This window comes from Rhizobacter sp., from assembly GCF_031412495.1.
Classification (GTDB): Bacteria; Pseudomonadota; Gammaproteobacteria; order Burkholderiales; family Burkholderiaceae_C; genus Schlegelella_A.
On the sequence record NZ_JANODC010000434.1, the window covers coordinates 1 to 11,353 of the forward strand.

12 protein-coding genes are annotated in these 11,353 nt (G+C 71.0%); 4 read left to right on the forward strand and 8 right to left on the reverse strand.

Annotation, left to right across the window (positions count from 1 at the left end; genetic code table 11):
• The 6 genes from pcnB to murJ form a co-directional block, all read right to left on the reverse strand.
• Positions 1-1,431, reverse strand: a 1,431-nt coding sequence (gene pcnB / locus AC30N0_RS16210) for a polynucleotide adenylyltransferase PcnB (protein WP_489518931.1), incomplete at its 3' end; no start/stop codon positions are given.
• Positions 1,428-2,108: an HAD family hydrolase gene (locus AC30N0_RS16215; RefSeq protein ID WP_489518932.1), complete on the reverse strand. Its 681-nt coding sequence runs from the start codon at positions 2,106-2,108 to the stop codon at positions 1,428-1,430. The genes AC30N0_RS16215 and pcnB, both read right to left, overlap by 4 nt.
• Positions 2,105-2,776 carry a DnaA regulatory inactivator Hda gene (gene hda / locus AC30N0_RS16220; protein ID WP_489518933.1) on the reverse strand — a complete coding sequence of 224 codons (672 nt, stop codon included), beginning with the start codon at positions 2,774-2,776 and terminating at the stop codon, positions 2,105-2,107. The genes AC30N0_RS16215 and hda overlap by 4 nt, the downstream gene beginning before the upstream one ends.
• Positions 2,773-3,834 carry an AI-2E family transporter gene (locus tag AC30N0_RS16225; protein WP_489518934.1) on the reverse strand — a complete coding sequence of 354 codons (1,062 nt, stop codon included), beginning with the start codon at positions 3,832-3,834 and terminating at the stop codon, positions 2,773-2,775. The genes hda and AC30N0_RS16225 overlap by 4 nt, the downstream gene beginning before the upstream one ends.
• 28 nt (positions 3,835-3,862) lie before the next feature.
• Complete coding sequence (locus AC30N0_RS16230; RefSeq protein ID WP_489518935.1) at positions 3,863-4,732, reverse strand: SirB1 family protein; 870 nt, start codon at positions 4,730-4,732, stop codon at positions 3,863-3,865.
• A 15-nt stretch (positions 4,733-4,747) separates the two neighbouring features.
• A complete protein-coding gene (gene murJ, locus AC30N0_RS16235; protein ID WP_489518936.1) occupies positions 4,748-6,304 on the reverse strand; it encodes a murein biosynthesis integral membrane protein MurJ in 1,557 nt (518 codons plus the stop codon).
• 86 nt (positions 6,305-6,390) lie between these two features.
• On the opposite strand from murJ, the gene rpsT reads away from it, so the two are divergent.
• Positions 6,391-6,690: a 30S ribosomal protein S20 gene (gene rpsT / locus AC30N0_RS16240; protein WP_489518937.1), complete on the forward strand. Its 300-nt coding sequence runs from the start codon at positions 6,391-6,393 to the stop codon at positions 6,688-6,690.
• A 70-nt stretch (positions 6,691-6,760) separates the two neighbouring features.
• Here the strand turns inward: rpsT and AC30N0_RS16245 are convergent, their stop codons facing one another.
• Entirely contained in the window at positions 6,761-7,102 is a 342-nt protein-coding gene (locus AC30N0_RS16245) for a DUF3579 domain-containing protein (protein WP_489518938.1), read from the reverse strand.
• A gap of 108 nt (positions 7,103-7,210) precedes the next feature.
• Here AC30N0_RS16245 and AC30N0_RS16250 point away from each other — a divergent pair, with 108 nt between their 5' ends.
• Both AC30N0_RS16250 and argF read left to right on the forward strand, forming a co-directional pair.
• Positions 7,211-8,449, forward strand: a complete 1,239-nt coding sequence (locus AC30N0_RS16250) for an aspartate aminotransferase family protein (RefSeq protein WP_489518939.1) — start codon at positions 7,211-7,213, stop codon at positions 8,447-8,449.
• A gap of 5 nt (positions 8,450-8,454) precedes the next feature.
• Positions 8,455-9,387: an ornithine carbamoyltransferase gene (argF, locus tag AC30N0_RS16255; RefSeq protein ID WP_489518940.1), complete on the forward strand. Its 933-nt coding sequence runs from the start codon at positions 8,455-8,457 to the stop codon at positions 9,385-9,387.
• 9 nt (positions 9,388-9,396) lie between these two features.
• Here the strand turns inward: argF and AC30N0_RS16260 are convergent, their stop codons facing one another.
• On the reverse strand, positions 9,397-10,344 hold the full coding sequence (locus AC30N0_RS16260; RefSeq protein ID WP_489518941.1) for a DMT family transporter: 948 nt from the start codon (positions 10,342-10,344) through the stop codon (positions 9,397-9,399).
• A 90-nt stretch (positions 10,345-10,434) separates the two neighbouring features.
• Between AC30N0_RS16260 and AC30N0_RS16265 the strand changes: the two genes are divergently transcribed.
• Positions 10,435-11,353, forward strand: a 919-nt coding sequence (locus AC30N0_RS16265) for a kynureninase (RefSeq protein ID WP_489518942.1), incomplete at its 3' end; no start/stop codon positions are given.

The following is an 11,353-nucleotide window of genomic DNA, read 5'->3' on the forward strand; positions in this document are numbered from 1 at the left end:
CGCATCGCCGTCGCGCGGCGGCGGCCGCGGCTTGGCCACGCGGCGCGGCGGGCGCGGCTCGCGTGCGCTCTCGAGCAGGCGCCGGCGCTCGTCGTCGTCGGCCGCGTACAGCGACTCCCACCACTCGGCGAGGGCCGGGTCGGCCTCTCCGACGACGCCGCGCAGGCGCAGGAAGTCGAGCCCGGCCCGGAAGCGCGGCTGCTCGAGCAGCGCCGGCGCGGACCCGCTTGCGCGCCGCTCGAGGCGCGGCTGCAGCATCCAGATCTCGCGCATATCCACCGCCAGCTTGCCGCGGCCGGAGATGTCGCCGATGCGGGCGTCGAAGGCCTCGTCGATGGCGTGCTCGAGGGCCTGGAACGACGACTCGCCCGCGTCCTGGCGCGACTTCCAGCGCTCCTGCACGTCGTGCCAGAGCATGGCGGCGAGCATGAAGCTCGGCGCCACCGGCTTGCCGGCCTCGACGCGGGCATCGGTGTCGGCGAGCGCGGCCTGGACGAACCGGCCGCGCGCCCCCGATGACTGCGCCTCGTCGAGGGCCACGTCGAGGACCGGGAACACGCCGCGGTGCAGGCCGAGCTTTCGCAGCTCGACGATGCTGGCCAGGGCATGGCCGGTCTGCAGCAGCTTGATCATCTCGTCGAAAGTGCGCGACTGCGGCACGTTGTCGAGCAGGGCCGCCATTTCCTTGATCGGCGCGCGCGTCTTCGGCTCGATCTCAAAGCCGAGCTTGGCCGCGAAGCGGACGGCGCGGATGATGCGGACCGGGTCCTCGCGGTAGCGCGCCACCGGGTCGCCGATCATGCGCAGCAGCTTCTTCTTGGCGTCCTTCAGGCCGCCGTGGTAATCGACGACGATCTCGCGCAGAGGCTCGTAGTACAGGGCGTTGACCGTGAAGTCGCGCCGCGCGGCGTCGTCGACCTGCGGACCCCAGACGTTGTCGCGCAGGACGCGGCCGCTCGCGTCGACGACGCTGGTCTTGCCGGCGAGCTCGCCCCGGGACGTGCGCTCGTTGCCGCTCACCTGGTCGGCGGCCGCGGCATCGAGCGTGGCCCGGAAGGTCGACACCTCGATCACCTCGGACAGGCCGCGGTCCTGGCGACCGCGGCCGAAGACGACATGAACGATGCGGAAGCGCCGGCCGATGATGAAGGCGCGCCGGAAGAGGCCTTTCACCTGCTCCGGCGTCGCGTTGGTGGCGACGTCGAAGTCCTTGGGGCGCAGCCCGAGCAGCAGGTCGCGGACGGCGCCGCCGACGATGTAGGCCTCGTAGCCGGCCTCGGCCAGCGTCGAGACGACCTTGACCGCACGCTCGTCGACCAGCGTCGGGTCGATGCCGTGCTGCTCCTTGCCGACCTCGACGCGCTTGCCGGCGACGCTTCGCTTCGCGCCGCCCGAATTGCCGAGCAGCTTGTTGATGAAGTTCTTGATCATTCGAACAAGTTCAGGATGCGCCAGCCGCGCGCCCGCGCGAGGGCGGCGAGCTCGGGTGACGGATTGGTCGCGACCGGGTCGGTCGCGCGCTCCAGGAGCGGCAGGTCGTTGGGCGAATCGCTGTAGACGCTGATGCGTTCGAAATCGGTCCAGGTCGTGCCGCTCTTGGCCAGCCATTGTCCGATACGCAGGGGCTTGCCCTCGCGAAAGGCCGGGACGCCGTCGACGCGGCCGGTCGGGAGGCCTGTGCCATCGCGCTGGAGGCGGGTGGCGATCAGCGTCTCGATGCCGAACGCGGCGGCGATCGGCGCAGTGACGAAATCGTTGGTGGAGGTGACCAGGGCCAGCCGGTCGCCGCGCTCGCGATGCGCATCGACCAGCGCGTGCGCCGAGGCATGCAGAGCCGGCCCGATGACCTCGCGCATGAAGCGGCCGTGCGCCGCGGCCAGGCCCGCGGCGCTTTGCCGCCGCAAGGGCTCGACGGCGAAGGCGATGTAGGCGTCGATGTCGAGCCGGCCGGCCCGGTAGTCGGCGTAGAACGCGTCATTGCCGGCGCGGAACGCGGCGCTGTCGACCCAGCCGAGGCCGATCATGAACTCGCCCCAGGCGTGGTCGGAATCGATCGGCAGCAGGGTGTGATCGAGGTCGAACAGGGCCAGTCCTTGCGATTCGCTCATCGTCCCGCCTCCTCGGCCAGCATCTGCTTGAGCAGCGGCACGGTGATGGCGCGCTTGGTCGACAGCGCGAAGCCGTCCAGCCGGTCGAGCTGCGCCATCAGGTGCTTGAGATCGCGCGTGAATCGCGTGAGCAGGTAGTCCATGACCTCGTCCGAAAGGAAGGTGCCCCGGCGGTCGGCCTCGTGGCGCAGCGCCGCCCGCACCTCGGGCTCGGAGAGCGGCTGCAGGGCGAAGACATGGCCCCAGGCGAGCCGGGTGCGCAGGTCCTCGCGGACGCGCAGGTCGACCGGCGGCACGCGTCCGGCGGCCAGGATGGCCGCGCCACGGCCCGTCGCTTCCACGAACAGGGAGAACGCGGCGTGCTGGCGCGATTCGTCGAGCTCGTCGCAATCGTCGAGGACCAGCCAGTCCGCGTCGCTGCCGGTCTGCCAAGGTGCGGTCGCACTGCCGGAGAACCACGCGGCGCGGACACCGCGCTCGCCGGCCTGCCGCACTGCCGCCTGCAGCAGGTGCGTCTTGCCGCTGCCCGGCGGCCCCCACAGGTACACCGGCGGCGCCCCGGCCTCCAGACGCTGCAGGTGGGCGACGGCGGCACTGTTGGCGCCAGGCAGGAAGTTGGCGAAGCCGGGCGCCGGCTCGGCACCGATCGCCAGCGGGATCTGTCTCATCCGTTGTAGAGCCTGCTCTGCGTGTAGCTCGCCCGCAAGCGAGCGACGACGACGGAGATGAGCGCGCTCATCGGCAGGGCGAGCAGGACCCCCACGAACCCGAACAGGTGGCCGAAGGCGAACAGCGCGAAGATCACCGTCAGGGCGCTCATGCCGATGCGCCGGCCGACCATTCTCGGCGTCAGGAAAAGTCCCTCGAAGACCTGGCCGCACCCGTACACGAGGAGCACGGCGAGGGGTCCGTACCAGCCGCTGAACTGGAGCGCGCCGGCGAGCAGCGCCAGGACCAGCCCGATGCCGAAGCCGACGTAGGGAACGAAGATGGCCAGGCCGGTGAAGACGCCCACCGGAACTGCCAGCTCGAAGCCGAACAAAGCCAGGCCGACGCTGTAGTAGGCGGCCATCAGCAGCATCACCAGGAGCTGGCCGCGCAGGTACTGGCCGAGCACGGCGTCGCACTCGCCGGCAAAGGAGGTGAAGCCCGGGCGCAGTCGCGGCGGTACCAGGGCGACGACCCGCCGCATGTAGAGCGGCCAGCCGTTGAGGAGGAAGAACAGGACCACGGGGACGAGCACGACGTAGCCGACGACGCCCAGGATGATGCTGCCGCCGATGCGCGCGGATGCCAGCGCCGTCGCCACGCTGTCGTCCCAGTTGGCGTCGAGGTACTTGAGGAAGAACGTGCGCAGGCTGGCCGCGTCGAGCGAGATGTCGACGCCCATCTGCGCCAGCCAGGGCACCAGGTGGCGGTTGACGCGCTCGGCGAGCACCGGCAGCTGGTCGCGCAGCAGCGGAAGCTCCTTCGACAGGATCGGCACCACGAGCAGGACCAGCGCGGTGACTGCGACGATGGCCAGAATCTCGACCAGGACGACCGCGAGCAGGCGCGGCATGCCGCGCCGGGCCAGCTTGTCGACCGCCGGATGCAGGGCGTAGGCGAGTCCGGCGCCGACGGCGAACGGGGCAAGCACCGGCGCCAGCAGCCAGACGAAGGCGGCGGCGGCGGCGCCGATGGCCGCCCAGTTGATGACCCGTCGCTGCGCGGCGGTCAGGCGCATCGCGTGCGAAGCAATGCGCGGGCGACGGTCAATGGAAGCGGGAAGGATCGCCGTGGCCGAGCTCGACCAGGCGCTCGGCGATGGCCATGCGGTCGGGCGCCTGCGGCGCGTGCTCGAGGTAGGCAGACAGGTCGGCCACCGCCGGCTGCACCGCGCCCAGCTCGGCCGCGGCCAGGCCGCGGTCGCGCCGCTCCTCCCACGCCGACGGCAGCAGGATCACGAGGCGGTCGAGCACGGCGAGCAGGCGCGGCCAGTCCTCGTTGCTGCGATGGATCTCCTTCAGGTTGCGCAGCATGCGGGCGACGATCTCGCGCGGCGCCGCCTCCTGCAGGAAGAGGCCGAGCGGCAGCTGCGAGCCGCCCGGCAGGCCCTGGCGGCGGCGATAAGGCACCAGCAGCACGTCGAGCGCATCGCGCGACATCGACTGGCCGGTGAACGGATCGATGACGACGTCGCCTTGCGGCATGCGCAGCTTGACCAGGAAGTGACCGGGGAAGGAGATGCCGTGCGCCGGCAGGCCGACCTGGCCGGCGATCTCGGCGTAGAGCAGGGCCAGGGTGATGGGGATGCCGCGGCGCGTCTGCAGGACGTTGTGCAGGTAGCTGTTCTTCGGGTCGTAGTAGTCGTTGACGTTGCCGGCGAAGCCCAGCTCCTGGAAAAAGAAGCGGTTCAGGAGCCGCAGGCGCTGCATCGCGGCGGCATCGCCGGGGAGCCGCGACTTCAGCCGGGCGGCGAGTCGGTCGATCTCGGCCAGCACCGATTGGCAGTCGAGCGACGGGTAGTCGACGTGGGCGATCGAGATCGCCGTCTCGACCACCGAGAAGGTCGCGTCGTCGGCCACCAGCGCGGCGAAATACTCGAGCGTGGTCGGCGCGTGCAGCAGCAAGGGACCGGGCATTCGACAAGTTTAGGCCTAGCCGCGGCGAGAGAAATCGCGCGGGCGAAAGCCCGCGCCGAGCAATACGCCAAAGTACAGGAGAGCGGCCGTGGCGAGGCAGGCGGCCATCGCCCCGACCCGCACCAGCTCGCGGTCGGCCAGCCCGATCCAGTCGATTCGCCAGGCGGCGTAGCCGAGCAGGGCGCCCATCAGCAGCGTCGCCAGGACGATGCAGCCGGCGAAGCGGCGCCAGCCCGGCGCGGGCTGGTACCAGCCGCCGCGCTTCAGGCCGATGAAGAGCCAGACGGCATTGATGATCGCGCCGAGCGAGACCGAGAGCGCCAGGCCGGCATGGCCCAGGAACGGGACGAATGCGAGGTTCATCGCCTGCGTCAGGGCCAGGACGATGACCGCGATCGTCACCGGCGTCCGCATGTCCTGCCGGGCATAGAAGCCGGGCGCCAGGATCTTCACGCCGATCAGCCCGATCAGCCCGATGCCGTAGGCACGCAAGGCGACGGCCGTCTTCGCGACGGCGAGCGAATCGAACGCGCCGCGCTGGAAGAGCGTCGCCACCAGCGCCTCCGGGAAGACCAGGAGGGCGGCCGCGCACGGCAGCGCCAGGAGCAGGGCCAGGCGCAGGCCCCAGTCGAGCATCGCCGAGTAGGCGGCGGCGTCGTTGCGGCCCTGCGCCGCCGACAGCTGCGGGATCAGCACCGCGCCCAGGGCGACGCCGAGGAGCGCGGTCGGAAACTCCATCAGACGGTCGGCGTAGAAGAGCCACGACACGGCGCCGACCCCCTGGTGCGAGGCGATCTGCGTGTTGATGAGGATGGAGAGCTGCGCGACCGAGACACCGAGCAGCGCCGGCGCCATCTGGCGCAGGATGAGGTGCACGCCGGGATGCCGCCAGGCCGCCATGACGGCGCCCGGGCGGAAGGCGAGGCGCGGCAGGCGGCCGATCCGGGCCAGCGCCGGCACCTGCACCGCCAGCTGCAGGAAGCCGCCGACCATGACGCCGCCGGCGAGTGCGTAGATGCGCGGGATGCCCCGCTGCTCGAGCCAGGGCGCCAGCAGCCACACGCCGCCGATCATCCCGAGGTTGAGCAGGACCGGGGTCGCCGCCGGGACCGCGAAGCGCTTCCAGGTGTTGAGGATGCCGGCCGACAGCGAGACGAGGGAGATGAAGCCGATGTAGGGGAACATCACCCGCGTCATGACGACGGCCTCGTCGTAGCGCTCGAGGCCGGAGGCCATGAGCCAGACGACTACCGGCGCGGCGGCGATGCCGATCAGGCAGGTCACGACCAGGACCCCGGCCAGCACGGTGGCGACGGCGTCGATCAGCCGCTGCGTCTCTTCGTCGCCGTCGGCGGCGCGCAGCCGGCCCAGCGTCGGCACGAAGGCCTGCGAGAAGGCGCCCTCGCCGAACAGCCGGCGCAGCAGGTTCGGGATGCGGAAGGCGACGTTGAAGGCGTCGAGCGAGGCGCCGGCGCCGAACGTGGCGGCGACGACGATGTCGCGCAGCAGCCCGGTGATCCGCGAGGCGAGCGTGAAGAGCGAGATCGTCGATGCCGCTCGCAGCAGGTTCATGGGCAGGGACGGGGGTGCTGACGCTCGTGGGAAGGCCCCCCGATGCTATACTCGCGGTCTTTGCCGAAAACCATCCAGCAGCGCCCATGGCCACCGCCTCCAAAGCCAAGAAGAAGACCGTTCGCAGCGCCTCCGGGCTGAAGCGCGCGCGTCAGGACATCAAGCTGAACGCGGCCAATACGGCCCAGCGTTCCCACTTCCGCACCGTCATCAAGAACGTGCAGAAGGCGGTCGACGCCGGCGACAAGGCCAAGGCCGTCGAGCTCTTCAAGAGCGCCCAGCCGGTGATCGACTCGGTGGCCGACAAGGGACTCTTTCACAAGAACAAGGCCGCCCGCCACAAGAGCCGCCTGGCCGCCAAGGTCAAGGCGCTGGCCACCGCCTGAGCGGCGTCCCACCCCAGCCCGAAGGCCCGCTCCGCGGGCCTTTTTCATGGCTGGACCGCTTTGCGGGCGTTCATGCCTGCGCGTCGTCCGAGCTCGGCTCGGGCGCCGCCGTCTCGGCGCCGGGCGGATCGGAGAGGACGAGCTCGTTGTCGCGGGCGAAGTTCATGACGAAGTCCCAGGCCATGGGCTCGATCTCGCGCAGTTCGGCGCTCACCAGGATGCCCCGCAGCGGCCCGAACTGGCGCGGCACGCACAGGGGCGAGTAGCCGATGTAGGAAGCGATGCCACCGGTCGAGCCACCCGGCCGGAACGACGACATCGCGCCGGCGAGCCGCTCGGCCCAGTCGCTCGGGCGAAACGGCCTGCCGTCGCGCGTGACCCCCTGGATGAAGACGTCGCGCAGCTCGCTCACCGGCCGGATTGTCGCCGTCGCATGGCCGTGCTGTTGCAGCGCAACAAGGCACGCCTTCACGAGAGCGCGACCTTTAGAATCCGCCCTCCCCGAACGAGGAGCCCCACCATGAACGCGCCCGACAAGCTCCCCGCCGCTTCCGGGACCGCCGGCTCGGCCGAGCCGCACGTGATGAAGACTTACGGTCGGGTCCCGGTCGCGCTGTCGCACGGCAAGGGCTGCTGGCTGTGGGACACCGAAGGGCGCCAGTACCTCGACGGCCTGGCCGGCATCGCCGTCAACACCCTCGGCCACGCCCACCCGAAGCTGGTGCCGGCGCTGACCGACCAGATCGGCAAGCTGATCCACAGCTCGAACTACTACCTCGTGCCCCTGCAGGAGCAGCTGGCCGCCAGGCTCGTCGAGCTGTCGGGGCTCACCAACGTCTTCTTCTGCAATTCCGGGCTCGAGGCGAACGAGGCGGCCCTCAAGATCGCGCGCAAGTTCGGCCACGACAAGGGCATCGATCGGCCGGAAATCATCGTCTACGAAGCGGCTTTCCACGGCCGCTCGATCGCCACGCTCTCGGCGACCGGCAACCCCAAGGTCCAGGCCGGCTTCGGCCCGCTGGTCGAGGGCTTCGTGCGCGTGCCGCTCAACGACGTCGGTGCGCTCGAGGCCGTGGCGAAGACGAACCCGAACGTCGTCGCCGTCTTTCTCGAGGTCATCCAGGGCGAAGGCGGGATCCGGCCGACGACGATCCAGTACCTCCAGGAAGCTCGCCGCATCTGCGACGAGCGCGGCTGGCTGCTCATGCTCGACGAGGTCCAGTGCGGCATGGGCCGCACCGGCAAGTGGTTCGCGCACCAGTGGGCCGGGATCCGGCCGGACGTCATGCCGATGGCCAAGGGGCTGGGCTCGGGCGTGCCGATCGGCGCGGTGGTCTGCGGCCCGCGCGCCGCCGACGTCCTCGGCGCGGGCAACCACGGCACGACCTTCGGCGGCAACCCGCTGGCGATGCGGGCCGGCGTCGAGACCCTGCGCATCATGGAAGACGAAGGCCTGCTCGCCAACGCCGCCGCGGTGGGCGGCCGCCTCATGGACGGCCTGAAGCGCGACCTGGCCGGGGCAGAAGGCGTCGTCGAGGTGCGTGGCCAGGGCCTGATGATCGGCATCGAGCTCGACCGTCCGTGCGCCGACCTGCTGGGCCGGGCCGCCCGGGCCGGGCTGATGATCAGCGTCACCGCCGAGCGCGTCGTGCGGCTCCTGCCGGCGCTCATCCTCAGCGCCGACGAGGCGGACCGGATGGTCGCCCTGCTCTGCCCCCTGATCCGCGATTTCCTGGCCGAGCCGCGGGCCACCCCCTGACGGGCATGAAGCCGGGCATGACGCTCATCAAGCACTTCCTGCAGTTCAGGGACCTGCGCAGCGAGGAATACGCCTACCTGTTCGAGCGCGCCGCGGCCATCAAGACGCGCTTCAAGAACTACGAGAAGTACACGCCGCTGGTCGACCGCACGCTGGCCATGATCTTCGAGAAGGCGTCGACCCGGACCCGCGTCAGCTTCGAGGCCGGCATGTACCAGATGGGCGGCTCGGTCGTGAACCTGACCACCGGGGACACCCACCTCGGGCGGGCCGAGCCGGTGGAGGACACGGCCCGCGTGATCAGCCGGATGGTCGACATCGTCATGATCCGCACCTTCGAGCAGACCAAGATCGAGGCCTTCGCCGCCAACTCGCGCGTGCCGGTCATCAACGGCCTGACCAACGAATTCCACCCGTGCCAGATCCTCGCGGACGTGTTCACCTGCATCGAGCATCGCGGCAGCATCCAGGGCAAGGTGGTGGCCTGGGTCGGCGACGGCAACAACATGGCGGCAACCTGGCTGCAGGCCGCCGACATCCTCGGCTTCACCCTGCACGTCAGCACACCGACGGGCTACGAGATCGACGCCGCCGAAGCCGGGGTGCAGCGGACCGACTGCCTGAAGACCTTCCGCGACCCTCTCGACGCCTGCCGGGGTGCCGACGTCGTGACCACCGACGTCTGGACCAGCATGGGCTACGAGGCGGAGAACGCCGAGCGCATGAAGGCCTTCGCCGACTGGCGCGTCGACGCCGAGATGATGGCCGCGGCGCGGCCGGACGCGCTCTTCATGCACTGCCTGCCCGCCCACCGCGGCGAGGAGGTCGATGCCGATGTCATCGACGGCCCGCAGTCGGTGGTCTGGGACGAAGCCGAGAACCGCATGCACGTGCAGAAGGCGCTCATGGAGTACCTGCTGCTCGGGCGCATCGGCTGAGCCTCGCGTTCAGGCGACGACGGGGCTGGCGCCGCGCCGCGTGACCATCGCCACCCCGACGCAGGCGACGACCATGCCGGTCCACATCACCAGCGTCGGCGCGACGCCGAAGACGAGCCATTCGCAGAGTGCGGCGACCGGCGGCGTCAGGTAGAGCAGGCTGGTCACCGCGGTCGCCTGGCCGCGCCGCAGCAGCACGTGGAAGATCGAGTACGCGCCGATCGACGCGAGCACGACGTGGTACGCCAGGGAGCCGGCGATCTGCGCGTTCCACTCGACGCGGAAGCCCTCGACCGCGGCGCCGAGGGGCAGCATCAGCGCCGCGGTGGCCGCGAAATGGATGCACACCGCCGAGCGCAGGTCGACGCCGGCGCAGAACTGGCGCTGGTAGAGCGTTCCCGCGGTGACGCAGACCAGCGCCCAGAGGACGACGAGCAGGCTCCCGACCGGCACCGGACCGCCCTCGACGCCCTGGGCGACGACCAGCGCGACCCCGGCGAGGCCGACCGCCACGCCGAGCATCTGGCGAGCGCTCAGGCGCTCGTGCAGCCAGCCGGCCATCACCACCGCGGTCATCAGCGGCTGCAGGGCCAGGACCAGCGCCGTGACGCCGGCGGACAGGCCCCAGGCCTGCGCGTAGTGGCTGCCGCCGAGGTAGCCGGCATGGCTGAGGAGTCCGGCGACGGCGACGTGTGCCCACAGCGCCGGCGTCGCCGGCCACGTTGCGCGCAGCCCGAAGGCGAGCATGGCCACGGCGAAGGCGATCGCGTAGCGGACGCCGATGTAGCTGAACGGGGCCGCGTACTGCAGAGCGATGCGCGAGGCGACGAAGCCGGCGCCCCACACCGTCACGAAGTAGGTGGCGAGGCCGACGAGCACCAGCTGCGACAGCGGCTGGACGGCCCGGTTCTCGATCGGCATCGGCCGACCGTAGGGCAGGCCGGCGAGGCGTGTCAAGGCACGCCGCATCGAAGCGCCGGCAGACGCCGTGGCTGTGCGAATTAACCGACACCGCATCGGGCGGGCCGGTGCTACCGTCGTGCGGCCATGACCCGCGACGACTGCCTGGCCCTCGACCGCAAGGACCCGCTCGCGCCGCTGCGCGATGCCTTCGTCCTGCCGGACGGCGTGGTCTATCTGGACGGCAACTCGCTCGGCGCCCTGCCCTGCCACGCCCCGGACCGCATCGCCCGGGTGGCGGAACAGGAATGGGGACAGGGGCTGATCCGCAGCTGGAACAGCGCCGGCTGGATCGAGCTCGCGGGCCGCGTCGGCGACCGCATCGCGCCGCTGCTCGGGGCCCGTGCCGGCGAGGTCAGCGTCGGCGACTCGACCTCGGTCAACCTGTTCAAGGCCCTGAGTGCGGCGCTGGCGCTGCAGAGGGCCGACGCGCCGGCCCGCACCGTGATCCTCTCCGAGCGCGGCAACTTCCCGACCGACCTCTACATCGCCGAGAGCCTGGCCGCGTCGGCCGACCTCAAGCTGCGCGTCGCCCACGCCGACGACCTGATCGACCAGCTCGGCAAGGACGTCGCCGTCCTCATGCTCACGCACGTGAACTACCGCACGGGGCGCATGCACGACCTGGCCGGGACGACGCGGGCGGCGCACGCGGCCGGCGCCCTCGTCGTCTGGGACCTGGCCCATTCCGCTGGCGCCGTTCCCCTCGACCTGCATGCCGCCGACGCCGACTTCGCCGTCGGCTGCGGCTACAAATACCTGAACGGCGGGCCGGGCGCGCCGGCCTTCGTTTGGGCGCATCCGCGCCACACCGAGCGGATGGACCGCGAGCAGCTGCGCCAGCCGCTGTCGGGCTGGCTCGGCCACGCCGCGCCGTTCGAGTTCACGACCGACTACCGGCCCGCGCGCGGCATCCGGCGCTTCGTCTGCGGCACGCCCGCGTTGCTGTCGATGTCGGCGCTCGAATGCGGGCTCGATGTCTTCACCAGCGCGGAACGCTTCGGCG

Coding starts and splice junctions, on each gene's coding strand:
- AC30N0_RS16215 (WP_489518932.1), bottom strand. CDS start 2,108: ATGAGCGAATCGCAAGGACTGGCCCTGTTCGACCTCGATCACACCCTG.
- hda (WP_489518933.1), bottom strand. CDS start 2,776: ATGAGACAGATCCCGCTGGCGATCGGTGCCGAGCCGGCGCCCGGCTTC.
- AC30N0_RS16225 (WP_489518934.1), bottom strand. CDS start 3,834: ATGCGCCTGACCGCCGCGCAGCGACGGGTCATCAACTGGGCGGCCATC.
- AC30N0_RS16230 (WP_489518935.1), bottom strand. CDS start 4,732: ATGCCCGGTCCCTTGCTGCTGCACGCGCCGACCACGCTCGAGTATTTC.
- murJ (WP_489518936.1), bottom strand. CDS start 6,304: ATGAACCTGCTGCGAGCGGCATCGACGATCTCGCTCTTCACGCTCGCC.
- rpsT (WP_489518937.1), top strand. CDS start 6,391: ATGGCCACCGCCTCCAAAGCCAAGAAGAAGACCGTTCGCAGCGCCTCC.
- AC30N0_RS16250 (WP_489518939.1), top strand. CDS start 7,211: ATGAACGCGCCCGACAAGCTCCCCGCCGCTTCCGGGACCGCCGGCTCG.
- argF (WP_489518940.1), top strand. CDS start 8,455: ATGAAGCCGGGCATGACGCTCATCAAGCACTTCCTGCAGTTCAGGGAC.